Here is a 26,952-nt window from a genome sequence, read left to right as displayed (position 1 = left end):
AGCATTTTTTAGAAGCACTTAGTGAACGCTTTAGATGGGTTTTAGGCAGCTGTTTGAACGAAGTGAGTTCTGCCGTTCATCTAAATAAGTGAACTTAGTGCTTCAAAAAATGTGAACCGGAACAACGGAAGGCACCCATACCCACTCATTTTCTCTCAGACGTATTTCTCATAAACATCCAAGACAAATCTTGCTAATGTTTGTCAAGAAGAATTTTAAGAAATTTCATCTTTAAAAAGGGTAACCTTAATAAACCTACGTATTGTAGATTTTTCAAAAATATATGATAATAAACTCGGATTTACTTATAAAGCTCCATCGCACGAGCGTAGTAAATTCGGAGAAACTTATTTACACCAGCCATTTTGGCTACGTTGTAGGGTTTTCCTTCCTGCTCCTTTTTTAACATAAAAAGGTAGACGGGATCATCTTGAGGTTTTGTCAGTTTGAGAGCCTGCATAACCTCAAAACAAGCTTTTCTGAGGGTGGCACTACCACGTTTTGATATGTGGCGGTTTCTGCTCTCGAATTGCCAGGATTGATAAGGTGGCGCATCATTTCCAGCAAAGGAATTAAGAGCTTTACCACTATGAAAACGGCGAATATCACCAATCTCAGCAAGTATTATTGGACCAAGTCTATCACCTACGCCAGCCATAGCCCTGAGGATTTTATATTCAGGTATGGTTTCAGCCATGGTCTGCATTTGCAGGATAATCTCATCTGCTGCATTCTGTGAAGTTGCTAAAAGGTCTACGCATTGACTTTGAGCAAGCTGAATATATGGGTCTTCACCGCGGGTTGTAATACTGTTAGTGGCAAGCTCATATATTGCCAATCCTTTACTTGGAGCGTGGCGGTCGCAAGTTTTCTTCACAAGTGTTGTATAACTGGAAAGAAAACGTGTTTTGCCGATTTTGTTGATTTCATCAAAAGATTTAAAGCGTTTGATAAAAAGTAATAAAACGCATTGTTCAGGATTCTTGCTCTTTAGAGGAAGTAAGCGAGTAATTCCCAGCATTGTCTGGTCAAGTAGGTTAATCAACTGAACCTTTGTATAGGACACAGAGGAAATTCGTTGATTATATTGCCTTGACAAAAATTTCAGATCTTCATACTTCTGCTCCAATGAGTTATAGGGGACGAGTTTATAAGACTTTTCCAGAGCATATGTAGCAATTCTGATAGCATCTTTTTTATCAGTTTTTGCTTTATGGATTTCAACGTCGGCATATTTTTTCATTTGATATGGATTGATAATGCAGACAGGGAATCCTTCCTGTTGTAGCTTTTTAAGTACTGGATAGTGATAGTGACCTGTATACTCCATGAGAATGGTAATGGGTTCATCAAAGGTACATAAATAGTCAACCAAGGCACACATATCGGATTGAGTATGTGTCATTGTATATGGCTTGACAAGTAAAGAACCATTGGAATTTAAGATAGCAACAGTGCTTTTGGATTTTGAAACATCTATTCCAACAGCAATCATGGGGATACCTCCTTATAGTAGAATATTTGATTGGTTCCAACTCTTCAGTTTCCATTCATATTCGTTGGTTAAACGGGAGCATTTGTATGTCCCAACTTGCTGAATCGAATGCAAGAAAATGAAGGCTAGCTGACACATTTAACTACGGGCGTAATGTCCCAATTTCAAATTCCGTCAGCCAATCACCTTCATTATAAAATAAAAGAGTGAAGGCTACTGAGAACCTTCACTTATATATTACGAATTTCAATTTGTATGGCTGAATGATTACAATTGATTTTATTGCAAATAGTATCGCTTTAGATAGTAAGGTATAAAAAGCACATCCTAATTTAACTAAGATGTGCTTTTTATACTATTCCTTTGTAGGAGCCACTTCTAATTGGGTGTTTTTAATCTCAGCTAAAATCTGTTCTTTTATACGTTCTACTTCTTCAGATTCTTCGTGGCCTTCATTACCATTTAAAGCCGTTAATTTTTCACTCATTAAAAGCATAATAAGGGATTCAAAGGCATTAACGCCTTGGCCTTCTCCTCCTGCTTGAATAACAGTCTTAGGTACGATATCAATCTTGCCCTCTTTAACAGCTTTAGAGAATTCACTCATGACATCACTAATTACCTTGTACTGTGGACCACCATAAGCATTAACTTGTTCTCTAGCAGCAATAGCCTTTGAGATACCTACTCTTGCTTCTTGATCTGCTTGTGCTTCTGCTGTCACTTTAATTCTAAACGCTTCACCTTCAGATTGCTTTTTAATCTTATAAGAGTCAGCTTCTGCTAGGCGCTGAATCTTTTCAGCATCTTGTTTAGCTTTCATCAGCTCAGCTTTACCTTGGTTTTCTTGAATTCTAATATTAATATCAGACTCAGTTAAGGTGGTTTGTTGTTTAGCCACTGCTTCTGCTTCTCTTAATTCTTTTTCTTTCTCGGCTGCTTTTTGTTGGGTTTCGTAGGTCTCTAATTGCTCTTTAGCAATTTGCCTGCTACGAAGCTGTGTAAGAATGGTTTCTATATTAGAATCTGAAGTTGAGCTACCTGGTGTACCAATAAGTACTTCTTCTAACTCTAGATTATAATGCTCAAAGCGTTCTCTCATCTCCATAGCACTTTGGCTCTGGATTTCATTTCTTTGCTGCAAGAGTTCAATGAGTGTTTTCGTTTGTCCTATATTTTTAAAGTAAGCAGAAATCATAGGATCTAAGGTTTGATCAACTAGCATCTTTACATTCCCAAAACGTTGAATAACATAAGGTGCTTTTCGATAATCAATATGGAATACAACAGATAGTGGTAAGGTTGGCTCAAAAGCATCCTTTGTGATAAGACTAACTTCTTTAAGGTTCTCATCATATTTGTGATTCCCTGTTTGATTAGAAATCCATTTTAAAATAACATTGGTTGTAGGCACTTTTACAATGCTTCCTGCATAGGTATTAAAAGCATATTTACCTGGCATTAATGGTTCATTCCATACCCCCCTATACCCTTTTCCAACAAGTTCTCCGTGCTTATAATCATTACCAGAAGAATCTTCACCCTTTGCGCCAGTATAAGAAACAACTACTCCTACAAAACCTACTTCAATGATTACTTTAGGAATATATTCAATAGTTGCAAAAAGTCTATTAATAAAATAAGTACCATCTGCTAAAACCTGATATTGTCTACCTCTATAACCACCAGCCTTTAAAAAGGCATCAATATCTTGGAAATTGTTATGATAATGTGGATCAGTTGCTACATCTCCTACTGTTGGACAAATAATATTGCCACTGCCTAAAGATGGTCCATCGTGGACCGTTACAATACCAATTTCATCTTTTTCCCCTTGAATGACAACTGGCCTAAAACCATTTCTATTTTTAATAAGCTCTGACATTTGCATAAGCGTGTCTTGCTCTGCCCTATTACCTATTTTTAAGCAGTGCGTCTTATCTTCAGTAATAATCACAAATTGTGCTAGGTTAAACGCATAAGTTCCCTCACGAATAATACCTTGTTGTGGTCCTTTTTGTCCTTTATTTTGTAAAAAGGCCCTTACATTTTGAAAATTATTAGACTCTTTAACAATCCTGCCTAAAGTTTGTGTAGCTTCTAAAGACTCTCCGTCTCTTGCAAATACATAAGCTATTTTTCCTTGTGGTACTGTTACAAGAGGTACCGTATGTACCTTGTAGAGAAGTGGTGATTTAAAATGAATACCTCCTCTTAAAAGGTCAGGCTGATAACCGGCTTCTCCATTCAAAGCAATGATTTGCTCCTTTAGAGAACCTTTAGGAGACCACCATTTTTCAACGATTCCTACTCTATCATTAGGGATAATTTTAAAACCAACGAGCCAAAAGAATAAAATAACTGCTATGATTCCTACTCCGCAACCCACAATTATACTAATCATTCCTTATCCTCCTTAATTTAACAACTGGATTGAATCATCTTAGTATAGTACAGATTGTGTGCCACTTCTATATAATAATAAAAATATTATAAATAATTTATATTTTCTTAACACAAAGTCTTTCTACTTGATAATGTTGTAAAACAAATTTATTTTCCCCATTACAAAAGCTCTATAACTAACTAAAATGTTACTTCTAGCTAGCTATAGAGCTTTCATTTGTAATAATAACTTTCGTAAATAGATTCTATTAATTTTTGAACTTTATCTTGTTTTGGTCTCTCTGGTAACTTAGTAAGCTGAGCTGCCTTATTAAAATGTTTTTCACGGCTATCTACAATCTTAAATATCTGATCCCAACTATACTCTCCATGTCTAATACTTAATAATGTAGGTAAGTGTTCCTCTGATCTTGTGCGAATGCCCTTGCCTTCTAATATATATGTGCCTGTTATCAGTATTCTTACTAAATGCATGGCATGCTTATATAATTTACTTTCTTCTTTCTTATGATTACGATGTGTAAGCTTCTCATAGCTTTTAATAGTATTAGTCATATTGGCATAAATACTTGTGAAATCTCTTAAAGGGTAATCTTCTAAGTGAATGGTCGTTCTTAGATCTTGGCTCTCTTCATCCACATAAACGACTATACTGCCTTTATCAAAAGAAGTATAATCATCATTAAATTGTTTAATTTGTCTTGAAAGTGTAGCTGCTATATGCTGCTCCTTTAATACTTGGCTGGCACTATTTTGTGCTAGCGCATTTTGAAGCCTTCTAAGCTGAGCCATTGCATAACCACCAAAAGTATCTGCAACTTTTTGAGATAAGAAAAGCTCTGTATTGTCTCTTAGAAGCTTTCCTTGTGGTGTCATTTGATAAATGCAATCTTCATCTATGCCTAATAATTCCAAGGTTTGGGGATTGGCATTCAATCCTAATCTTACAAATTTCTTTAGGCCAAAGATAACTGTGTCTGTATGAAGGTCTTCGTACTGTTCAAAGCTTTCTAATCCAAATAGTACTTCCTTTCCTTCTATGGTACAGCCACGTAAATCTATATCGCTATTTTCATATTGGGTTCCATAACCGTATGAGCCACTCACCACTAAATATAAAATTCTATCGCCTAGCGTCTTTTCGTTTTTTAAAAACTCATAGACTTTACTTTCTAATCGCTCTATAACTTCTATTTTCATCACTTCTCTCACCTAATTAACCAATTTCTAAAACACTCATCTAATAACTTTGCCTCTTTAAGTGCTGTAGTTGGTTTAGCTTCCTGTAAATAGTCATCACAGACTAATAAAACTTTTTCTATATAACCAAGCAACTTAGTATGAGGTCCTATGACATAAGCTTCATCTACAGTTACTTTTAATTCTATTAAATGTTTAATCTCTGATATTAACTCTATTTCTAGATTTAAGCTTTCCATAAGCTGATTTATTTCCATTGGTGGAATAGTGTGATGGTTTAATACATAGTCACACGCCAATGCACTTCGTAAAGCATAAAAATAAGCTTTTAACTTGCCTAATGATGTTTCCCTGATTTGTTGTACTTTGTTATAAGCTAAGCTTTTATAGTGATAAAGTGCTGTTTTTTCATTAAAATAAAGTACTGCTAATGCCATACACTGGTCCCTAAACTCTTTCTCCTCCCTATAAGCAATTGGAGACTGCAACCATTCCCATACTGTTGGGTTAGATTTTCTAATATGAATAAGTAGCTTTTTCAAATCCCAACCATCTACATCATATACCTCATCTACAGGAACACTTATATGGTCTATTACTTCTCCTATGGTTAAATAATTCTCCAAAGGCTGAGTATATACAAAACGACAATCATAATCTGAATCAATTGAAGGGAATCCCCATCCTCTACTTCCTGATTCTATGGCCATTAAAATATGAATACGTTTTTCCGATTCTAATTCGTTTAAAGTTTGTTTGATATTATTGACAATCGTTGGATTCATTTTTCCCCTTTACCTTTCCTATAACTTTTCTTTATTATAGCTTATGTATCAAATTTTTTAGGGTTTATTTATTCTCTTCTCTATACCAATAACTATGAAATCCGTAATTTTGTATGATGCTATCTTTTGGTGTTTGTGTAATCGTGGAATAGATATTTAAGTAATCACCTATTCCAGTAAATATATTAAGCACCGCCAATGAAATAAGGATTTGCGAAACTGACCTATTGCCATCAAACATACCCATGATCCATAATACATATGGTATAAAACCTAATACTAAATTAGGACATAAGGACATCCATATAAATCTCCTGCGAGAAATAGGTGCATTACAATACACAAATGCTGCAGGCTCTTCTTTTTTATACCAAATTTCCTTAATACTTTCTTTTGGATAACAAATAGCATGTAGCCCTTCATGAATAGGAACAAGAGGTAAACTTATTATACTAGCAATTAGGATGCCTCCTGCCAACTGCTTTATATTAATCTCCGAAAACTGCATCTGCCATACTTGGATTTTTACCAGAATACCCATAATCATTATTATAAATATTGGTACACTAATAAGTGTTCCTTTTATAAACACTTCTTTCATCGTATCTGGTTCTTCATACTTAATAGCTGCTTCAGGTAATCTTCCTGTTTTTAGTTGTTCTTCATCTTGATATCTGCCCATGTACTTAATATCTTTAAACATCCCCAAACTCCTATAATAAGATTATTTTTCTTTGCTTTATCTTATCATTTCTTCTTAGATATCAATCTATCTTTATTTATTTTTTATTATTCCTAATGAATACCTATATGCCTCATTCTTCTAGCTTAATCCATATTCTTCAGGAGATGGCTGATTTTCTTCTAACGTATATATCTTTCCATCCTCAGTCCTATTAATAAAGTGATAGTTGTACATTTCTCTTCTAAGTAGTGCTGCATCATTAAAAGTACATATCTCATTAATGGCTTCATTCATTTCTTTTTCTGTATATGTCTTATGAGCTTCTAATTGATTAGCTATATAAAACATAACAGCAATCTTTAGTTTTCTTTTAGATGGATACATCGATAATTTACCACTTGAATCCAGATAATTTTTCAACCATTTTTCCATCATCATCATCTCCCTTTATATACGACTTACTTTTTATATGTCACCATGACTTTTTTCCCTAACTTTTTGCCTAAGAAGTAAAAGAAATACCCTATAGGCCTTTTATAAATAGGAACTGGAACAACTTTATCATATACAGTGTCTTTTCTAATAGGATCTGTCCAATAACTACCATCCTCTGTTTCATATTCAGTCCCTTTTACATAATACAGAGACATTCCTCTAAATAAGTTATAGGGAATCATAACTAAGACACTTGGACTATGTAATTTTTCTGAGCTGATAGCTTGATAAAACTTTTTAGTTACCTGCTCACACTTCATTTTTGTTTTATTATTAACTTTATAATCATTCCAACTATAAGCTGCAATTGGTAAGAGATAACACTTATTAAAACCTATTCCCTTCAAAAAGGATGCAATACTTTTAGCTGCTGATTTAGCCCCTACACCTCCTGTTGTCGTTATAACTAATGCTTTTTTAGTAAAGAAGTGTGGACGATGAAGGAGGTAACACAAATGATCGAAAAAGTTTTTAAGCAAGGTAGTTTCCCTCCTGTTATAACTAGTCGAGGCTACTATGATTCCATCAGCTTCTTCCATGGCATTTAACACTTGCTGAATCTTTTCATTATGAGGGCAATTACTTCCTCCTGTTCTAAAGCACAAGGAACAGCCACTGCAAAATGGCAGCTTCAGATTTACTAAATGAATTTCTTCTATAACACTACCCGGCTCTATGTTTTTTAGTATACCTTGAACCTCTTCAGCTAATTTCCAAGTGTTTCCCTTATGTGGGCTTCCATTAATGAATGATATTTCATTTTCTTCTTATCTCCTCTGTTTTTTTGTTTATTCTATTTTAGTTTCTCTTTATTTATGAAGTATACTAAGCCATGTCCATTCACCATAATCTTCTTCTTTTAATAATAATCGACTTATATTGATCCCTAAAAATACTAATGTAGAAATGACTACAAAAATAAAGTTTCTTGCTTCAGAAGTCATATCTGGTTGAAAAAAGATTGAGTTTAAAGGTAACATGCTCTCAAAGTTACTTGCATAAAACACGAACCCAATACCAAAGTTAGTCATACCAGCCAAGAACTGAACAATAAAAATAGCTATACTTAACCTCATTATAAAATTCTTATTTAGAATACCCTCTTTACTTTTTCTTTCTCTAAGTATCCATGTTATAGCAAAAAGGGTTACCATGTTTATACTTATTGCAAATACAGTACTTACTATGCCTTTACCAAACAATAACCACGAACTAATGAATACTGAGTTTATTGGCGAGGTAGTAACAGAACTACTGATTAAAACTAATAATCCAATCCCAATCAACCCTATTCTTGAGTGCTTCATCTGTACTATTATGCTTCCTATCCCTACATTTAAAATGGTAGCTATTATACCTACTAATAAACTAATAAAAAAACCTGCTCCTAAACTCTTTAGCCCTATACTTTCTATACTCATACCACTCTTTAAAATAGGAGTGACTATCATTAATAATCCTAGTCCATTTCCTACTAGTACTGCTAAAGAACCTCTAGATACATATTCCTCGTTTTTCTCCTCAGATTTTGGAATAAATAAGCCCCTACCAATCATATATAATGGTACACTTAAGACTACAAATAAAACGACTATACTTATGTTAATAAACCTAGATATACCTAAATTTCCATGTAACCATATGTATTGCTCTGTAAAAAATAGCCCCCATTGTTCTAGCATTGCATATCCAAATGAATAGTTCTGATCCATGCCAAAACTAAACTGAGACATTGTCATAAAATTAATCAACGCCAGAAAGATTGCAGAAGTCCATACTATTTTAAAATTGACATCTCTTTTTCTTTCTATATATTTTAGTAAAATAAGTATAAGAAGCCCTACCTTAAATGCAGCAATCCCCAATATCACCCATCTAAAATTTCTACTTAGCCCTATATCACTTGGTACCAACTTTTGAAGCCACAGGCTTAACACACTCATGGGCAATACAAATAAAAATCCCCAGAAACCTATAAGTCCATTCCTAATACTGTTATTCTTAATGATCTTAAATACAGTTCCAATTACACCTAAGATAATGAATAGGATTATTGATATCTCAGAATTAATTTTTAGAACATCTAATAAATTATCCTTTGCATATTCAAAAGAATAATTTAGTCCTGGTATTGGCTTAACCACGCATCCCACAACTACCAATCCTATAGTGATCAATGCATAAATTCCTAAAATAACTACTGCTAAGATTCCCCACACACTTTTTCTTGTTTTTACTGGCCCACTTAAAATCTCCTGTTCCATTATAACGCTCTCCCCTTCTTATTTTTAATAAAATCCCATTTTTATTTATAATCATTCAGTTGCTATATCGATTGAATTTTGAAGAGCTGTGAAAAATCAATACTGAGCAGTACCAAACTTCTTTTAATACAACTGAATACCTCGATTAATTTTATAATATTTAGATTTTTTATTCAACTATAGATAACCCATTTGAGAGGTGTAATTATATTGTTATAATCCAGAAAACAAGTAGGCCTCAAAAACCTTCCTGAATCCTAGATTTGAAATAGTAATTTCTAGGATCAACAATATGACCTGATGTCATAAAGGAACGTTTGTACAGAGCTAAGGCACACAATAAAAAAGTAGCTAAGATTTTTAATCCTCCTAGCTACTTGCAAATCATTATTTAACTAATGTTCCATTATAATAAACTTCATACCCTTTATCCACTAAGTTTTCATAAGTAGACCAATCACTTTGGGCAAGACGAATTCCTAAATTAAGTGAACCAGAGTTTGGCGCCATACTATAGGTAGTATCAAAGGTTATTTCAAGATAGCCATCTTTAAAAGTACCCTTTACGCCTGAAGCAAGATTCACATACCATGGAGATACATTGAGCTGAAGGCCTGCATTATCACACCAAAAGCTTTGACTCTTTGTACTTGTTTTAGTGTAATAGTAGCGGATAGTGAGCTTAGAAAGATCAAGGTTTTGACTACCTACAGATGTAATAGTATATTGTTGATTGAGAGAGCTACCTAACTGGGTAGTAACGCTCACCTTAGGGATAGCACCTTCTGTTGGTGTTGGAGTAGGTGTTGGCGTAGGAGTAGGTGTAGGTGTTGGTGTTGGTGTTGGCGTCGAACCATCTTTTAAATAACTCTTCAACCATTGCAATGCTGGACGTTCTGTTCCAGAAGTATTTCTAAGATGTGTGTTACTCTTCCATGTTTGACCTTCGATATATCCCCACAATGTAATTCCTTTTACACCTGAGTGCTCCCATAATACAGGGAATTTTTCTTTATAAAGTGCTAGCTGTGTACTATCATCACCTGACATATCAAGCTCTGATACATAGATAGGTAATCCTGTTGCTGCTAATTTATCTAGATTAGTCTTCATGGTACTTACAGACACATAATTCATATTAAACTCATGACATTGAATACCAATTCCGTCAACCAAATTTCTTTCTTTTAATAAGTTAATAATTTGAATGTATTGATTAGTAGCATTAGTGTCACTAATAATACCGTACTCATTAATGAGTAACTTACCTTTACAATATTTTCTAGCTTGGGTGAAAGACCAAATAACCCAATCCCATCCTGTTTCACCATCTCCACCAATTGCATCTTTATAAGATGGTTTAGCATGCAGTGGCTCATTAACAACATCTATCATATCCACTGTACTATACCTTGATCCAACTGCCTTAATCCATTCCAAAACTTCTTCTTGTTGTTCTGCCTTAGAAAGATTTTTAATCCAGTTAGGTTCTTGACTCCCCCATACTAGTGTATGAAATTTAAATGGATAGTTATTCTGCTTTGCATAATTAAAATAACTATCTACTGCAGTCCAATTCATACTATCTCTAGTACCCTCAACTGCATCCCACTTACTCGCATTTTCTGGCGTAACTTGGTTCCAATAGGTTCCAAAATCACTTGGAATACTATTTCCGATAACATTGCCTAAAAATTTACTACCACTCGTCATACTTGCATAGGCATCTTGTTTGGGTATGATGGTAGCTACCATCATGAGTCCTGCTACTAATAGAGCCGTGCATTTTTTACTTAACTTCTTTAATCTCATACCTATTCCTCCTTAATAAAATTTCAAATCAAACCTTTGATTTGTGATGTGTAGTTTATCCTAACATCTAATGAAATCTTAATATATATTCGGAATATTTTAAATGTTTTTGTTTATTATGTATATTTTTATGTGTTATTTTGTTATTTTTTTGTTTGTTTTTGCCAGTTTTAGACCATTTATTAAGCCTTTCATCCTCTACTTGTAGCTCTCTATAAGTGAGAAAATCCTTTTATAAATCCCTAAAATAATTAATATTTATCCTTTAACAGCTCCCATTACTAGACTGTCTTGTACTTGTCTATTAAGTAACAAATAAATCATTATCGTTGGTATGGTTGCTACGACCAATGCCGCTCCAATAGGTCCCCATTGAGTTAAAAACTGACCTGACATAGATTGAATACCTACTGTTAGCGTTTTCTTTGCATTATTGCTAATGAATACTGTTGCAAACATCAGCTCATTCCATGCTTGTATAAATGTAAAAATGGATACTGTAGCTATAGCCGGTTTCAATAAAGGTAGAATGACTGATATAAAAATCTTATAGATACTGGCACCATCTATACTTGCTGATTCCTCTAATTCTCTCGGAATACCTGCTACAAAACCAGTCATAATCATAATTGCCACTGGCATAGCAAAGGCTACATATGGAATAATCAATGACCATGCGGTATTTAGTATATGCAAGGTTTGCATCATATAAAATACAGGTAATAAAGCTGCATGAATAGGAATCATAATACCTATCATAAAAATAGTCATAGCTGTTTTTCTAAGCTTCCATACCATTCGTTCTAATGCATAGCTGGCTGTTACCGCTACTATAATGGTTAATAAGATGGTCATACCTGTAACAATCACACTATTTAATAGGTAGATACCTACATTGCCTCCCATAAATGCTGATTGATAGTTGGAAAAGATCCAATGCCTTGGAAGTCCTGCTATATTCTCACCAAATATTTCTGTGTTATCTTTAAGAGAAAAACACACTAACCAATAAATAGGAAACAGGCATATTACAGTCCATATGCTCAGTAATAAATATTTTAAACCTACCACTATCCTTTTACCCATGTGCTTTTCCTCCTTTAATAACGTTTCTCTATTTGACTAAAAATGCCTCTAGCTAAAGCTGTAAAAATAAAACACTCAATAATAATAAATACTGCCATAGCACTTCCATAGCCGTATCGATAGCTGTTAAAAATACTCTTAACCATAAGTGTACTCGGCACTTCACTTGCACCTGCTGGGCCTCCATTGGTCAGTACAAATACTAAATCAAATACTTTAAGTGATCCCGTTACTGATAAAATAGTACTTACCTTAAGCATAGGAATAATAAGTGGTATGGTTATCTTAGTTGCCATTTTCCTACTACTTGCTCCATCTATTTGAGCTGCCTCATAAATATCAGGTGATATCGTCTTGATCGCAGCATATAGTAAAAGCATATGATAACCTACATACTGCCACAAAATAGGTACAAAAGAAGCCCCTAAAGCTGTACTCGTTTCTCCCAGCCAAGCCTTTGCCCACTTCCCTAAACCTATTGCTCTTAAAAATGTATTAAGTAGTCCATAATCAGGATTATAAATTTTCATCCATAACTGTCCAATAACAACTGTGGCTAGTACAACTGGGATAAAAAACACTGTTCTAAAAAAGCCCTCTCCCTTAATACCATTAGCCAAAACAAGTGCTAGTATTAAAGAAATTGGTATTTGAATCACTAATGAAACTACTAAGAAAAACAAGGAGTTCATAACAGCTTTAGGGAACCCATCCTTGTTATTTATAAAGAGTTCTTTAAAGTTATCTATGCCAATAAATTTAGCCATGCCAAAGCCATTCCAATCTAATGTTGAGTAATATCCTGATAAAATAACAGGTAATACGATAATTAGCAAAAAGAATAATGTTGCTGGTAGCATAAACAGAAAAATAGCTTTCTTATCAGCGAAAATATTCTTCATCTCATCTCTCCCCCTCTATCACAAAGTTCTCTATCATCAAGTCCTGTTTAGAAAAGCCACTGTTAGCTTAAGTTCTGCTTAAACAACAGTGGCTTTTGTATTTAACTATTCATTCATTGTTTGCAACTGTTTTACAAATTCTTCTGGTGTAATTTGTTTTGCAAATAATTCTGCTGATTTATTCATATAGGTTTCGGAATCTTCACCTTCAAGTAATGTATTCCACCATAAAGTAAATGAATTAGAGTCCTGAATCAAATCAACTAATTGTAATGTCAGTGGATCAATTTGAGATTCATCTACATCTACTTTCCATGTTGGGATACCAGCCCCACTTAAGTATAAGTTCTTAGAGAATTTTTCAGAAATTGTTCTTAATGCATATACTGCTTCTTTAGGATGTTTTGTAGCAGCATTAACTACAAAGGTTTCAGCTACACCACCAGTAAAGTCATTCACATTGCTCTTTTCGTTAATCGTTGGGAATTTAGCAATTGAGATTTTACCTTTTACAGGACAATCATCTGCATTGATATTTCCAATTGTCCAGCTACCATTAACGTACATTGGTATTTGACCATTATAGAAAGGTACTTCTGATTCATCTCTTGATACTCCTAAAGCACCATTTGTAAATGCACCCATGTCTACAAGTTCTTGTAATTTAGCAGCACCTTCAATAATACCCTCATCTACGAAAGAGCCGTTTTTAGTTAAAGCATTATAACATGTTTCATAGCCTGCTGCTCTTGTTTCTATAATATCTAAATACATATCGATACACCATCTATCTTTAGCACCTACTGCCATTGGTGTAATACCATTATCTTTAAATGTTTTACAAGCTGTTACTAATTCATCCCATGTTTCAGGAATTTTAACACTATATTTATTAAATAACTCTGTATTTACAAAGAATGTACCAACTGACATTGAGTGTCCTATACCATAAATCTTTCCGTCAAATGTCATATTGGTAAGCGTACCATTTAATATTTTATCTTTCGTAGCATCATCAAGGTACTCATCTAACGCAAGGACTTTACCTGCATCTACGATATTCTTCATATAACCGCCGCTCCAGTAGAAATAAATGTCTGGTGCTTCATTAGCTGCAATTGTTGCTGTCATCTTCGTTTTATAAGTTTCATTTTCAGTTGCATCTAATACTACCTGAATATTAGGATTTTCCTCATTAAACTCTTTTACTGCTGCTTCAAATGGCGCTTTACTAGATTCACTTTCCGCTGCCCAAATATGCCACAAATTCAAGGTCACCACTTCATCTGAGGTAGTTTCTGCTTCTTGTATTGCTTCTTTACTTGTACTAGCAGTATTCTCAGTTTTAGTTTCATCCCCTGTTGTAGTAGTACCGCCTGTACATCCTATCATTGAAAATGCCATCATGCTTGAGATTAAGAATGTTATTGCCTTTTTAAATTTCCCCATCTTACCCCTCCTGGATATATTGTAGTTTTTTACAACCAAATCCTTGATATGCTTTTATTTTATGGTCATTTTGCATCTATGTACACGTATTTAGATGATTAAAAATAGTAATTTTTTTACCTATTGTAAGTTATCCTTATAATTTTTTATCACTTTTTTATAATCATGAATGGACATCCCCCTATTTTTCTTAAAACATTTACTAAAATAAGTAGCATCTACTACACCTACTAATTCAGCTATCTCATAAGCTTTCTTATCTGTATTTTCAAGGTACCATATAGCTCTCTCGATTCTTGCCTTTGTAAGATATTCTATGAAAGGTTCGCCTACCTCTCTCTTGAATAATCTACTTAAATAAGATGAATTCAAAAAAAAATGGGCGGCCACTGTTGATAAAGATAGATCTTGATCACTTAAATGCTCTCTCACATACTCTAATACCTGTTGAATGACTGGCCTCGATGCACTTTCCTTTTCACTAATGCCGTACTTAAGCCTTCTTTCCTTTACCCTCATAATAGCTTTTTTTAAAGCTTCATTTAATTCATTTTTTCTAATAGGTTTTAAAAGATAGTCAGACACCCCTAATTTGATAGCTCTTTGGGCATACTCAAATTCTTCATAGGCACTAATCATAATAATAATCAAATCGGGGTTATAAGCTAATGCTTTTTGAGTCAACTCTAAACCATCTACAATAGGCATCTTTATATCCGTAATGACTATATCTGGATATTTTTGCTTAATCACTGCTATACCTTCTTCTCCATTAGTAGCTTCACAAATCATATTTATCCCTAGTTCCTTGTTAATAAGCAGCTTAATAAGTCCCCTGGTTTTCTCTTCATCATCAATTACGAGCACTTTAATCATTACTCTCTACTCCCCCCTATTGGTATATAAAGCATTATCTTCGTCCCCCTATCTTCCTCACTTTCTATCCTATATAAATCTCTTCTTTCGAAAAAAATGTTCAATCGTTCAAAAGTTCCCCTTAACCCAAAGCTTGCCTTATTATTCATAATAGTTGCTATTTTTTCTCCTGCCATACCAACCCCATCATCTTCTACTTCAAGTAAAATATAGTTTTCTTCTAATCTCGAACGAATGGCGATATGCCCTAGTTGTTGTTTTGGTTTAATACCATGGTAAATAGCATTTTCCACTAATGGTTGCAGTATAAGTTTTGGTACTGTATAGGGCAGTACACAAGCTTCTATTTCAAAGGTAAACTGTATGGTCTCTCCATATCTCATTTTTTGCAGGTATAAATAATCTTTTACAATATTTATTTCCTCTTCAAGTGAAATAATTTCACTTCCCTTACTTAAGCTAGTACGATAGTAATTTCCAAAGGCCTCTAGCGCTTCACAAAGTTCGTCATTTCTTCCTGAATAAGCCAAAAACCGCATGGCATCAATAGTATTGTATAAAAAGTGGGGCTTTACTTGTTCTTGCAACATCCTAAGTTCAGCAGTTCTCTTAAACTGCTGTTCTGCATAAATTCTTTTAATGAGTTTTTCAATCTCATCTACCATATCATTATAATGATTTTTAAGTTCACCAACCTCATCGCCTCCTGTCTTTATATCTACCTTTACAAACTTTCCAGTTTCCATCTGTTTCATTGAATGAACCAATCTTTCAATAGGTTTTGTAATAGTGTGAGACATAATTAAACAGCTCACCATAACAAAAATACCGCTCATAATAATAATAACAACAATGGCTACTTGATAAGGTTCCCTCTCTAATTCCTTTATTGGAATACTCATAATAGCCATCCAGCCATATTTAGATAACACTTTGTATGAAAATAAATACCTACTATCATTTACACTTACAATGCGTGACCCCTTCTCATCCTTTAATCCTTTAGGAAAAACCTCATTAATTATTTCTTTAGAGATATCCCCTTCTGTAGCAATTACTTTTTGATTTTCATTCAGCAGTAAAATATTAGGACTATAGCCACTTGAAATTTCATCATAATTACTTTTAAAGGCCTCCTCTGAGATGTTAATCATCAATGTGCCTATGGGCTTCATTGTCACTGTGCTATTAATAATACGAATCAAAGAAATGGTATTTTCTGCTTCTCCATTCAAAAAAATATCATCTGCATTAATCTCAATAATATAATAACCTTTCTCATCCTTTGCTCTCTCGTACCAAGAGGCCTCTTCAATAGATGTAAATTTTAAAGACTTCAAAGAATGCTTATCTGAACCATATCGATGACCATAATGATCAAATACATAAATGGACTGAACATAAGGTATAGAGTGAACCATCTCCACTAGAGCTGTCGAAACCCTGTTTTGATTGGCTACTAATTCTGTATTACTCTTTTCTTTAATAACTTGTTGAATTTCATTATTGGCTATTATAATTCTAGAGTTATTGCTAACATTAGTAATGACATTATCAATATTCGTTTCAAGCGAGTTTAATGATTGTGTTATTAGACTTACTTGTTTTTCAATAGTAATTTGATTGCTTATATAAGCATAGATGGTAAGCGATATACTTAAGGGAAAAACCAAAAAACACATATACATAATAGACAACTTAATTGAAATCTTCCAATCTGAATATGCTAGCTTTCTCATAGTCATTCTCCTTAATAACTTAAAACAAAAAGGTGCTGTACAACTTACTCTTTAGTTGTGCAACACCTTTTTTAGTCTCTATTTACGTAACATTTGCTTAGCTTGATTTACTACATTCTCTACTGCAAATCCCTGCTTTTTAAATATAATACCTGCCGGAGCTGACTCACCAAAGGTATCTATTGAAATCACTTGTCCTTCAAATCCTGTGTACTTATGCCAACCGAAGCTAGTAGCTGCTTCTATTGCAATTCTCTTTACCTTATTACTTGGCAGGATAGATTCTTTATACTCGTCAGATTGCTTTTCAAAAACATCTACAGATGCCATACTAATAGCACTTGCTTTAATACCTTCTTCAGCTAATACTTTTATTGCTTGTTCAACTAAATGTACCTCTGAACCTGTTGCAATTAATAATATCTCCGCCTCTTCTGGCGCTACACCACCTACGACATAGGCACCTTTCTTAGCTTCTTCTCCTGATTTTTCAAGGAAAGGTAGGTCTTGTCTTGAAAGAACAATAGCTACTGGTTCTGTTTTACTATTTAGTGCATACTCCCATGCTGCCACTGTTTCTTTCGCATCAGCTGGCCTAAAAGTTATAAGGTTTGGCGTACTACGAAGCATTGCTAGCTGCTCTATAGGTTGATGTGTTGGACCATCTTCTCCTACTCCTATGCTATCATGAGTTAATACATAAGTTACTGGCAATTTCATAAGTGCTGCTAATCGCATTGGATTCTTCATATAATCACTAAATACAAAGAAGGTTGAACAGAAGGTTCTAAGTCCCCCGTGTAAAGTGATACCATTTGCTATAGCACCCATAGCATGTTCACGAATGCCAAAGTGAAGATTCCGCCCTGTATAGTCTTCGCTACTAAAATCCCCCTTATCATTCATATAAGTCTTAGTCGAAGGAGCAAGGTCTGCAGATCCTCCTATTATGTAATCAACTATGTCTGCCATATGATTAATGACTTCGTAAGATGCTACACGTGTAGCCATTTTCTTACTTGTATCTTGATACTTATCATAAATATATAATTTTACTTCTTCTGGGTTATGCCACTGCTCCCACTTCTTAGCATATTCTGGATAAGTTTTGGCATAGCTTTCAAATAACTTCTGCCACTCAGCTTCTTTCTTAGCACCCGCTTGATTAAGTTCTTTAATATGCATTTTCACTTCATCTTCTACAAAGAATGCTTGATCATGGTGTTCTAAAAAGCTTCTCATTTCTGCTAAATTCTCCTGTCCTAAAGGCTCACCATGTGCTGCTGCTTTTCCTTGTTTCTTTGGGCAACCATATCCAATTTGTGTTTTTATTTCTATAAAGCTTGGTTTTGATAGATTAGCTTTAGCCTCATCTAGTGCTTTTTTAATAGCCGCTATATCATTACCGTCTTCTACAAGGAAGGTTTCAAAACCTTGTGCCTCAAAACGTGCTCTTACGTTTTCTTTAAAAGCAATATTGGTACTACCTTCAATTGTAATATTATTTGAGTCATAAAGTACAATAAGCTTACCTAATGCTAGAGTACCTGCTAAGGCCGCTGCTTCATAAGAAATACCTTCCATCAAGCAGCCATCTCCAACTAATGTATAGGTATAATGATCTACAATAGGATATCCCTCTTTGTTGAATTCAGCACTCAAATGTTTTTCTGCCATGGCCATACCTACTGCCATGGCAATTCCTTGTCCTAAAGGTCCTGTAGTTGCTTCTACTCCAACAGTATGTCCATACTCTGGATGACCTGGTGTTAGGCTTCCTTCTTGGCGGAAATTCTTGAGGTCTTCTGCTGTGAGTCCATAATTAAATACATGTAATAAAGCATATAATAGGGCTGAACCATGTCCTGCTGAAAGAACAAAGCGGTCTCTATTTTCCCATTTTGGATTTTTAGGATTATGTGCCATATTAGCCCATAAAGTATATGCCATAGGCGCAGAACCTAAAGGCAATCCTGGATGTCCTGAATTAGCCTCTTGAACAGCTTCTGCTGCTAATACACGAATAGTATTAATTGTTTTTTGCTCTACTTTCATTTTCTACTCCCTTTCTCCTATTAAAATCTTCTAAATACCTTGTTCTGTAATTATGACAGTTATTAGTTCTTTAAAATATATGCATATGACCTTAAAAGAAGGGCCATATGCAAAATAAGGGGGTTATTGTTAGTTAAGCTTTTGTTCTAAACCTTCCCAATCCTTGAGGAATCTTTGAATACCATTATCTGTAAGAGGATGTTTAGTCATTTGAATAATGACGTTATAAGGGACAGTTGCAATATGAGCTCCTGCTTTAGCTGCATCTACTACATGAAGAGGACTACGTACACTAGCTGCGATAATCTCTGTTTCAATGCCGTGGATATCAAATATTTCTGCAATGTCTCTTACTAATTGCATACCTTCTGTTCCTATATCATCTAGTCTTCCCAAGAATGGACTAACATAAGTAGCTCCAGCTCTAGCTGCAAGTAGAGCTTGTGCAGCTGAAAAAATTAAAGTTACATTGGTTTTAATCCCTTTGGCAGTTAGCTGTTTCGTTGCTTTTAAACCTTCTTCTGTCATAGGTAATTTAATAACAATATTTTTGTGTATTTTAGCAAGTTCTAAAGCTTCCTCTACCATTTTAGGTGCTTCAAGTGAAATAACCTCGGCACTAATAGGGCCATCTACAATCTCTGTAATTTCTTTAATAACTGATTTAAACTCAAGTCCTTCACGAGCAATAAGAGAAGGGTTAGTAGTTACCCCACAGATTACTCCTAGGTCATTTGCCTTACGAATTTCTTCAGTATTAGCTGTGTCCACAAATAATTTCATTTTAATTCCTCCTAAATAGTTGTATATAAAGTTTTATTGAATCTATTATCACGTTGTTTTTCATCATGTCGTTATGTTGTCCGTACAAGTTAAATATACTACTATATTTTTAATTTTTCAATAGTATCTGATTATAAAGTCTAAATATTTTTATCAAAGTGTATTTAAATCTTATTAAAAAAGTTTTCTCAATTACTTTCTCCGTTGAAACTTGCCTTTATTCATCACTTGATATTTCCTATTTAACAAAAAAACACACATTAATTACTGTAACCTTTACAGGTTCAATTAATGTGTGATTCCTTATAACTTTATCATCTATGTTGCTCAATATAAAATTGAAATTGATCTGAACGATAAATCGCTTCAAAATACTCTATTATAACCTCTTTACCTTTCATATCTGCATAAACTTGTCCCTTAAATAGCATGACAGGTGCCCCTTCTTTAATTTTAAGCTGAAGTGCTATTTCCTCATTAGCTAAAATGGCTTCTACTGTACGAATAGCTCTAGTAATGACTATGCCATAGTCCTTTTCAATCACCTTATATAAGGATTCTTTGTTGAAATCCACTTTTTCAATACCTGGTACAAGATGATAAGGAATATGACTCTTGTTTTTATTAATAGGGATTTCATCCCCGTAAATAACGCGTTCCATGTAAAAGGTTTCTTGCTCTTGGTCGATTTCTAACATCTTGGCTACTCGTTTTGAGGGCTTTTCTATAGTAGCTTTTAATACAAAAGGTTTTGGTTCTAGACCATAACGTCTAATGTCTTCACTACAACCAGATAGCTTAATAAGTCCTTGCTCAAAACCACGCCCTTTCACAAAGGTTCCTTTGCCTTGCTTTTTATATAAATAACCCTCATTAACCAGTTCATCAATAGCTTTTCTAACTGTAGTACGACTTAAGTTATAAGTCTGCATAAGCTTAGGTTCTGAAGGTATACATTCGTCTACACCGATCTCTTCATTTTCAATCATATCAATAATTATATTTTTTAATTGATAGTACATAGGTAAAAAGTTGTTTTGAATTTGCATATGGCACCTTTTCCTTGTCCTTAATATTAAATCATCTCATTTATTATAACATATTGTAACAATTCAGGTGAAATAATTTAAAAAGCAACAAACGATTAAAATGAATTAAAATCTTGACTTTTCATAATTATAAGGAATGCTTGTTCCTACAACGACATCTTCAATCTTCTCAATAATTAGCCAATCATCCATATTCCCTTGATGGTCAAATGCTAAAGGTTCTATTTCTCGGGTACCTGTAAATGCCACTAAACACATACATTTTTTGTGCCATCGTTCTTGTTGTTTTTTGGATAAATTGAGCTGGGGCTGATTGTTTTCAAGTGTACTATTAATCTCTTCTTCTGTTAGCTTAATATAGTTTTGTACGGATTCTACAGTTGCCATTGCCGTGATTTTACCTGTTCCCTTTTTCATGAAGTAAAGTTTTTCTCCTTCAAACACTCTACTATGAGGTATTTTTCGTCCTGCTGCTGCTCTTATAATCATTGTCTTTGAACCTTCTACTATTTTTTCTAATACCTTTTCCTTATCATCGCAGTATACTAAATGAACCACTAGTTATCCTCCTTTTTCATGACTGGAATCCAAACTTCAAACTTTGCATTTTGTGGGTCTGGTGAAAGGTAAACTTCTATATCTGGTGCGTTTCCATATTCATAGCCTGAAGTAGGTAGCCACTCTGTCACAATCCTTCTTTCTAATTCCTGCACTGCCTCTGGCATAGTCCCTTCTCCATAAAAAATGGCCCAGGTTGCTGGAGGCACTGTGAGTTCTTCTAGTGATTCATCTAAAGGCTCATGACTTGCTGCTGCAATAAAATACTTCCACTGTTCTCTTTCATTACATGCACTTACCCCTAGTATGCCTTTAAGTTCTCCATTCATCATTGCTGCTAACTTTTCTATAGTGCCGCTCATTGCGGCCTTTTGCCACATCATCGGTACTACCTCGAAATTCTTTTCTATGTCTTGATGTAATGGAGCAGAAATCCCTATAATTCTAAAAGCTTCTTTCTTTTCGATTCTGTAATTCATTGCTACATCTCCCTTAATAGATAAACTAAAGCTGATAGGAGGATAAGCCTTTAAACTAATGCCCTCTTGTCTTGCCTTAGAGGGTGTCACATCATGGATGCTTTGAAAAGCACGATTAAAAGCTGTAGGAGATTCATAGCCATAAATAAGAGCAAGATCCACAATCTTTATATCTGTACTTTGCAATCTTACTGCTGCCATAGTCATTCGCCTACGTCGTATGTATTCTGAAAGTGGCACATTTGCCATATAAGTAAACATTCTTTGAAAATGATAAGTTGAACAGCAAGCTAACTTAGCCACCTCTTCATACTTTATTTCATCTTCTAAATGCTCTTCAATATACTTCATAGCACGGTTTAAGCATTGTATCCATTCCATTTTTTCAGCTCCTTTTTATCATATATTAAGGTGAGTCACTTAGCCTCTCTTCTAATGCCTAAAAATGAGAGTTTTCTTACTTTTATTATACCTATCCAACTCCTTATAAACAATGGAACCCTAGTTAAATACCAAATTAGTATTATTAACTAGGGTTCTTATTTACCTATTTTATAATTCCTACCATTCTCAGTAAATACTTGGCGTTAGTGGTCTTACAACGACCTTTTTGAAGTTGATAGTCAAACTGTATCTCATTGTCTTTATAATGCTCTGTAAAGTGATAGTTATAAGATTCTCTTTTGCTACTATTTTCAAGTTCACATAGTTCAAAATCATGAGTGCTTACCATGACCGTAATCCATGGTTTTTCTAAAGCATGAATGGTTTCTGTAGCACCTAATATACGATCAGCTGAATTCGTTCCCTTAAAAATCTCATCTATTAATACAAGCATCGGCTGCTTTAATTCTGCTAATGTGATCATTTGTTTAATGCGTAAGAGTTCAGCATAAAAAGTTGAAATACCTTCATTGACATTATCTTCAATACGCATTGAAGTGAGTACCTCCATGCGTGCGGCTTCAAATCTAGTTGCTAATACAGGTGCCCCTGCATAAGCTAAAGCTAGGTTAATACCTATTGTCCTTAGAAAAGTAGTTTTCCCTGACATATTGGAACCTGTAATAATACAGGTAGCATTTTTTAACTCTAATGCATTGCCTACCGCTGTTTGTTCTTGTATCAATGGGTGTTTTAACTGTGAAAAATTTACAAAAGGCTCTTTGGTTTCTTCTACCTGTGGAAAAACATAATCTTCTTTTACTTCACCAATGACAGCTAGACTTAGGAGGGCTTCCATTTCTCCCATCACCTTTAACCAACGACGGACTGATTTACCATATTGTTTATGCCACATATAGTAAATATCCATACAATGAAAATCCCACATTAAAGTACTTGCTACAATCATATAACCTAGTCCATTAAACCTTACTTTTAAGGCTTCTGTTAATTGTTTAAGTCCCTTTAAAGCCTTCTTCGGACCACCTTGGTCACATAAGCTTTTTTGCAGGTCTTTTAAATAATCACACTTAAACTCTTTGTTTTCTATAGCATAGAGAAAGGCTTCATAAGCCTTTATGTTTTGGCTAAACTTAATAATGGGCTCAAATACCATATTATGCTTCCTATAGTAAAAGGCACCTAATCCTATCTGAACCAGTATACCAAGACTTCCTAACAAATTAGTCAGTGGTGTTTGTCTATGAATCCCAATTAAAACACTAGAGAAAAGTACAATAAAGGGGAGTACTAGCGCTAAGCCCTTCATTACTATACTCTGCTTCTTGCCTTCCCCTTCAGCTAGCTCTACAAAAGCTTCCATTGTTTGAGTTTCTATCCCCTCTTCGTTCTTCCCAATCATCTGGCTTAAAGTCTGAAGATGCAAGGCAAATGCTTCATCATTAAGTAGCTCTTTAATAGCTTCTTGCCTTCTAGAGATTTGTTCATGTTGAGCGCCCTCAACTAATGCTTTTGCTAGCGCTTCTTTCCCGTAAGGTGTATGTCCAACACAAATATACTGAAATAAAGAACCTTTACCTAATAAATCTAAATCCTTGGTTCTAGGAATATCTTGAGTAATATAATCTTTTCCATCCTCTTTAAAATCTAACCACTCTTGTCCTAGACGTTTTACATAACCTTCTACCACTTCTTTTTTAGCTGTTTCATATTGCTTTTGGTTTTTTAACTTATTATAATGTTTTACCAAACCTATAAAACCTAATATAAGTAAAATCCCAATCATATAATAAAAATTATTTTTAAGTTCAAAACCTGCTATAATGCTAACTATCCCTAGTAAAAAAGTAGCTATTCTAAGCCATCCTACTTTGTCTAACCTATGCTCTAAAATACTTAATACTGTGTTTATCTGTTCTATATGAGATAAATACTTTTGTTTCTTCATCCGATTCTCCTATTCATGGTTCATTTAGACTACCGACAGTTCAACACTACAAAACCTTAGCATTTAGTATCTGATTATATTTTAAATACTTTCTTTTACTTTGTATATAGATAAACCATTTATAAAACTAAATAATGTTGTAATATTTCAGGAAATAAGTAGGACTAAAATACCTACTTATATTCTGGACTTGAAGTAGTAATTTCTGGGATTAACGATGTTTTTAATTAGCCCTTTATCATCATTGAATTGATTATATAGATGATTAACTTCTTCAAAGAGTGCATCAGTACTCTCTTTAGCACCTACTGTATACACTTTATTCTTAAGCAAGTTCCAAATGTTTTCTTGTGGATTAAGTTGTGGTGAATAAACGGGGGTATTAATAAGTACTAACCTATTAGTATTTTGACTCCAGAACTCTTGAATCTCATGATTATTATGTGTTTTAGCATTATCTAAAACAACATACACCTTCTTTCCAAGATTACGTTCTAATAGTTCACTTAAAAATTCTTTTATTTCTTTACCTTTGATAGTATGTGCTGCATCATATATATCGGCTATTGTATCAAAGTTTTTGGTTATTTCTGTTGCACCAATAATATTAACCCCTTGATGAGAACCATTGCTTTCTAAGATAGGGGACACCCCAACTGGACTCCAAGTTCTCCTGTTATCAGATTCTGTTCTTAGGGCAGTTTCGTCCATAACATACAAAACACTATCAGAATCGTTTTCTACAGTACTCGTAGTTTCTATCATTTTTTTAAACGATTCTTGCTCAGATTTTACACCTTTACTTGGTCTTTTTTGAGCTCGTTTGAAGCTATAGTTGTTTTTATGAAGTGTATCTCTAATACATTGTGGGCATAGCCTTATCCCGTAGTTTTGATTAAGATAATCTGATAAAAGCTTGGCAGTCCAAACATTGCCTAGAAACTCAAAATCATTAGGGATATTATGCTGAACCACTTCTAAAAGATCATGTTCCATTTCAGCTGTCATTTTGCAATTAGAAGGGGTTCTACCTCTATAGTCTTCTAAAGAAGAAATACCAAGCTCATTCCAACGATTTATATAGGTATAAACAGTAATTAAACGTACTGCAAGAAAATCTGCAATTTGTTTAACTGAATTGCCTTCTATAAGCATAACAACTGTCGTAAGAACATTCCTACCTATCTCTGTAGAATAAGATCTTCTTAATTTTTTTAGTTCTTCTAACGAGTATCCATGAAGTTCAGCTGTTACGGAAGTTGTTCTGCTCATAAATGTCATCTCCTAATCCTTTTTTACTTAGGATATGAAAAATAACAGAAATCATACAAACATATAACAGTATTTAAAATGGTTTATCTATAGTAATTGTTTGTAAAATATAATCACAACCACTGTCCTTAAATACCTATATATGCTAATAACAAAAATCTTTTTATATTTCTTTTAAAAAGTTTTTTATTATTTCATTGACGGCTTTCACAAACTGTATTGACATATATATACTTATAAATTTAATTCACTTATTATTTTATTTATTTAAGGCGGCTATCCCCCTAGAATAAGAATGATAAAAATATCAGATATACAAAAAAGGAAGCTGTCATCACTGACACAAACTTCCTTTTTTCTTATGGTCCTAAATCCAGTATACGATTAGTCCTATTTTATAGAGTCTTTTTTCACAGCTTAGTATAGCCTGGTTTAAGTTCTATCACCGCTCCTTCATACTCTGCCCAGATGGATATATCGGCATTGTTGATGTACATCTTTTCATCTGTACTTACTGTAAGGTGGCGCATAGCATTAATATAGTGTTCAATTTCTAAATTGGTAGCATACCATACATCTTCCTTAAAACTTATTTTCTCACAGAATTTTTCTATGACACTCCAATTATTTTCTCTACCAAACTCAAAACTATGTCCCCATATGTAAAATAAAGGACTCTTCATATACTCAGGCATATTTAGAAAGACATCTGCTTTCTCCATAATAGAGTCATTATGATGACATGTAGGATGCCAGCACATGAAATCACCTGGAATGCCAAAACCCTGTGTAGACTCAACTGTTCTAGAATACTTAATTCCTAATTGTGCTAACGTTTGCTTAATGCCCATTGAATACTCACCAAAGGCATAAGACATTCCTACTACTGGCTGTTCTATATAGCCTTCAAGATTTTTTCTATCTTCCCAAATTTCATTAATAAGTTGTTCTTTTGTTAACTGTCCTAAATATTTATGATTCTTTCCATGACATGCTACTTCATGCCCCTTATATAGTTCTTTTAAAGCATTACTTTTCACATAACCTTCTTTATTTAAGATTCCTGAATTTAAATGAAAGGTTGCTTTCATATGATACTTGTTAAAAATGTCAATTAGTCGTTCATCATATACTTGACCATCGTCATAGCTAAAAGTTATTGCTTTCTTTTTTGCCTCAGGGTATAAAAATTCTAAGCACATCTCTAAC

General features: G+C 34.0%; 22 protein-coding genes. All 22 read right to left on the bottom strand.

Annotated features, from left to right (window positions below):
- Positions 1-301: 301 nt before the first annotated feature.
- Complete coding sequence (locus CLOLE_RS03155; protein WP_013655619.1) at positions 302-1,495, bottom strand: IS110 family RNA-guided transposase; 1,194 nt, start codon at positions 1,493-1,495, stop codon at positions 302-304.
- 355 nt (positions 1,496-1,850) lie between these two features.
- Positions 1,851-3,899, bottom strand: a complete 2,049-nt coding sequence (locus tag CLOLE_RS03150; protein WP_013655618.1) for an SPFH domain-containing protein — start codon at positions 3,897-3,899, stop codon at positions 1,851-1,853.
- A 215-nt stretch (positions 3,900-4,114) separates the two neighbouring features.
- A complete protein-coding gene (locus CLOLE_RS03145) occupies positions 4,115-5,101 on the bottom strand; it encodes a nucleotidyltransferase domain-containing protein (protein ID WP_013655617.1) in 987 nt (328 codons plus the stop codon).
- An 8-nt stretch (positions 5,102-5,109) separates the two neighbouring features.
- Positions 5,110-5,886, bottom strand: a complete 777-nt coding sequence (locus CLOLE_RS03140) for a nucleotidyltransferase domain-containing protein (RefSeq protein WP_013655616.1) — start codon at positions 5,884-5,886, stop codon at positions 5,110-5,112.
- 64 nt (positions 5,887-5,950) lie between these two features.
- Positions 5,951-6,589 carry a DUF3267 domain-containing protein gene (locus CLOLE_RS21550; RefSeq protein WP_013655615.1) on the bottom strand — a complete coding sequence of 213 codons (639 nt, stop codon included), beginning with the start codon at positions 6,587-6,589 and terminating at the stop codon, positions 5,951-5,953.
- A 120-nt stretch (positions 6,590-6,709) separates the two neighbouring features.
- Positions 6,710-7,003, bottom strand: coding sequence for a DUF2087 domain-containing protein (locus CLOLE_RS03135; protein WP_013655614.1), 294 nt, complete (start codon positions 7,001-7,003; stop codon positions 6,710-6,712).
- A gap of 26 nt (positions 7,004-7,029) precedes the next feature.
- Positions 7,030-7,812 (bottom strand): flavodoxin family protein, encoded by a 783-nt coding sequence (locus tag CLOLE_RS03130; RefSeq protein WP_242825789.1) that lies wholly within the window; start codon positions 7,810-7,812, stop codon positions 7,030-7,032.
- A gap of 63 nt (positions 7,813-7,875) precedes the next feature.
- Positions 7,876-9,330, bottom strand: coding sequence for a hypothetical protein (locus tag CLOLE_RS03125; protein WP_013655613.1), 1,455 nt, complete (start codon positions 9,328-9,330; stop codon positions 7,876-7,878).
- A gap of 387 nt (positions 9,331-9,717) precedes the next feature.
- Positions 9,718-11,142: an endo-1,4-beta-xylanase gene (locus CLOLE_RS23770; protein WP_013655612.1), complete on the bottom strand. Its 1,425-nt coding sequence runs from the start codon at positions 11,140-11,142 to the stop codon at positions 9,718-9,720.
- A 258-nt stretch (positions 11,143-11,400) separates the two neighbouring features.
- On the bottom strand, positions 11,401-12,228 hold the full coding sequence (locus CLOLE_RS03115) for a carbohydrate ABC transporter permease (protein ID WP_013655611.1): 828 nt from the start codon (positions 12,226-12,228) through the stop codon (positions 11,401-11,403).
- 14 nt (positions 12,229-12,242) lie between these two features.
- The gene (locus CLOLE_RS03110; protein WP_013655610.1) at positions 12,243-13,130 is read right to left on the bottom strand and encodes a carbohydrate ABC transporter permease; all 888 of its coding nucleotides are present in this window, start codon (positions 13,128-13,130) and stop codon (positions 12,243-12,245) included.
- Positions 13,131-13,235: 105 nt separating this feature from the next.
- Positions 13,236-14,579, bottom strand: a complete 1,344-nt coding sequence (locus CLOLE_RS03105) for an extracellular solute-binding protein (protein WP_013655609.1) — start codon at positions 14,577-14,579, stop codon at positions 13,236-13,238.
- A 120-nt stretch (positions 14,580-14,699) separates the two neighbouring features.
- On the bottom strand, positions 14,700-15,455 hold the full coding sequence (locus tag CLOLE_RS03100) for a response regulator transcription factor (protein WP_013655608.1): 756 nt from the start codon (positions 15,453-15,455) through the stop codon (positions 14,700-14,702).
- Positions 15,455-17,194 (bottom strand): sensor histidine kinase, encoded by a 1,740-nt coding sequence (locus CLOLE_RS03095; protein ID WP_013655607.1) that lies wholly within the window; start codon positions 17,192-17,194, stop codon positions 15,455-15,457. Before CLOLE_RS03095 ends, CLOLE_RS03100 begins: the two co-directional genes overlap by 1 nt.
- 78 nt (positions 17,195-17,272) lie before the next feature.
- The gene (gene tkt / locus CLOLE_RS03090; RefSeq protein ID WP_013655606.1) at positions 17,273-19,249 is read right to left on the bottom strand and encodes a transketolase; all 1,977 of its coding nucleotides are present in this window, start codon (positions 19,247-19,249) and stop codon (positions 17,273-17,275) included.
- A gap of 129 nt (positions 19,250-19,378) precedes the next feature.
- Positions 19,379-20,032 carry a fructose-6-phosphate aldolase gene (gene fsa, locus CLOLE_RS03085; RefSeq protein WP_013655605.1) on the bottom strand — a complete coding sequence of 218 codons (654 nt, stop codon included), beginning with the start codon at positions 20,030-20,032 and terminating at the stop codon, positions 19,379-19,381.
- 314 nt (positions 20,033-20,346) lie between these two features.
- Complete coding sequence (locus tag CLOLE_RS03080) at positions 20,347-21,054, bottom strand: GntR family transcriptional regulator (protein ID WP_162145062.1); 708 nt, start codon at positions 21,052-21,054, stop codon at positions 20,347-20,349.
- A 132-nt stretch (positions 21,055-21,186) separates the two neighbouring features.
- The gene (locus tag CLOLE_RS03075) at positions 21,187-21,639 is read right to left on the bottom strand and encodes a hypothetical protein (RefSeq protein WP_013655603.1); all 453 of its coding nucleotides are present in this window, start codon (positions 21,637-21,639) and stop codon (positions 21,187-21,189) included.
- Positions 21,639-22,499 carry an AraC family transcriptional regulator gene (locus CLOLE_RS03070; RefSeq protein ID WP_013655602.1) on the bottom strand — a complete coding sequence of 287 codons (861 nt, stop codon included), beginning with the start codon at positions 22,497-22,499 and terminating at the stop codon, positions 21,639-21,641. The genes CLOLE_RS03075 and CLOLE_RS03070 overlap by 1 nt, the downstream gene beginning before the upstream one ends.
- Positions 22,500-22,665: 166 nt before the next feature.
- Positions 22,666-24,471, bottom strand: a complete 1,806-nt coding sequence (locus CLOLE_RS03065) for a MutS-related protein (RefSeq protein ID WP_013655601.1) — start codon at positions 24,469-24,471, stop codon at positions 22,666-22,668.
- 177 nt (positions 24,472-24,648) lie between these two features.
- Positions 24,649-25,743, bottom strand: coding sequence for an IS630 family transposase (locus CLOLE_RS03060; protein WP_013655600.1), 1,095 nt, complete (start codon positions 25,741-25,743; stop codon positions 24,649-24,651).
- 410 nt (positions 25,744-26,153) lie between these two features.
- Complete coding sequence (locus CLOLE_RS03055; protein WP_013655599.1) at positions 26,154-26,945, bottom strand: polysaccharide deacetylase family protein; 792 nt, start codon at positions 26,943-26,945, stop codon at positions 26,154-26,156.
- Positions 26,946-26,952: the final 7 nt, after the last annotated feature.

Source organism: Cellulosilyticum lentocellum DSM 5427 (assembly GCF_000178835.2).
GTDB classification, from domain to species: Bacteria; Bacillota; Clostridia; order Lachnospirales; family Cellulosilyticaceae; genus Cellulosilyticum; species Cellulosilyticum lentocellum.
The sequence above is the reverse complement of the archived record's forward strand: the minus strand, read 5'-3'. Positions and strand labels throughout refer to the sequence as shown.

Bases quoted from the DNA above. Each gene is read 5' to 3' on its own strand.
- CLOLE_RS03155 (WP_013655619.1), bottom strand. From the start codon at position 1,495: ATGATTGCTGTTGGAATAGATGTTTCAAAATCCAAAAGCACTGTTGCT.
- CLOLE_RS03150 (WP_013655618.1), bottom strand. From the start codon at position 3,899: ATGATTAGTATAATTGTGGGTTGCGGAGTAGGAATCATAGCAGTTATT.
- CLOLE_RS03145 (WP_013655617.1), bottom strand. From the start codon at position 5,101: ATGAAAATAGAAGTTATAGAGCGATTAGAAAGTAAAGTCTATGAGTTT.
- CLOLE_RS03140 (WP_013655616.1), bottom strand. From the start codon at position 5,886: ATGAATCCAACGATTGTCAATAATATCAAACAAACTTTAAACGAATTA.
- CLOLE_RS21550 (WP_013655615.1), bottom strand. From the start codon at position 6,589: ATGTTTAAAGATATTAAGTACATGGGCAGATATCAAGATGAAGAACAA.
- CLOLE_RS03135 (WP_013655614.1), bottom strand. From the start codon at position 7,003: ATGGAAAAATGGTTGAAAAATTATCTGGATTCAAGTGGTAAATTATCG.
- CLOLE_RS03125 (WP_013655613.1), bottom strand. From the start codon at position 9,330: ATGGAACAGGAGATTTTAAGTGGGCCAGTAAAAACAAGAAAAAGTGTG.
- CLOLE_RS23770 (WP_013655612.1), bottom strand. From the start codon at position 11,142: ATGAGATTAAAGAAGTTAAGTAAAAAATGCACGGCTCTATTAGTAGCA.
- CLOLE_RS03115 (WP_013655611.1), bottom strand. From the start codon at position 12,228: ATGGGTAAAAGGATAGTGGTAGGTTTAAAATATTTATTACTGAGCATA.
- CLOLE_RS03110 (WP_013655610.1), bottom strand. From the start codon at position 13,130: ATGAAGAATATTTTCGCTGATAAGAAAGCTATTTTTCTGTTTATGCTA.
- CLOLE_RS03105 (WP_013655609.1), bottom strand. From the start codon at position 14,579: ATGGGGAAATTTAAAAAGGCAATAACATTCTTAATCTCAAGCATGATG.
- CLOLE_RS03100 (WP_013655608.1), bottom strand. From the start codon at position 15,455: ATGATTAAAGTGCTCGTAATTGATGATGAAGAGAAAACCAGGGGACTT.
- CLOLE_RS03095 (WP_013655607.1), bottom strand. From the start codon at position 17,194: ATGAGAAAGCTAGCATATTCAGATTGGAAGATTTCAATTAAGTTGTCT.
- tkt (WP_013655606.1), bottom strand. From the start codon at position 19,249: ATGAAAGTAGAGCAAAAAACAATTAATACTATTCGTGTATTAGCAGCA.
- fsa (WP_013655605.1), bottom strand. From the start codon at position 20,032: ATGAAATTATTTGTGGACACAGCTAATACTGAAGAAATTCGTAAGGCA.
- CLOLE_RS03080 (WP_162145062.1), bottom strand. From the start codon at position 21,054: ATGTACTATCAATTAAAAAATATAATTATTGATATGATTGAAAATGAA.
- CLOLE_RS03070 (WP_013655602.1), bottom strand. From the start codon at position 22,499: ATGGAATGGATACAATGCTTAAACCGTGCTATGAAGTATATTGAAGAG.
- CLOLE_RS03065 (WP_013655601.1), bottom strand. From the start codon at position 24,471: ATGAAGAAACAAAAGTATTTATCTCATATAGAACAGATAAACACAGTA.
- CLOLE_RS03060 (WP_013655600.1), bottom strand. From the start codon at position 25,743: ATGAGCAGAACAACTTCCGTAACAGCTGAACTTCATGGATACTCGTTA.
- CLOLE_RS03055 (WP_013655599.1), bottom strand. From the start codon at position 26,945: ATGTGCTTAGAATTTTTATACCCTGAGGCAAAAAAGAAAGCAATAACT.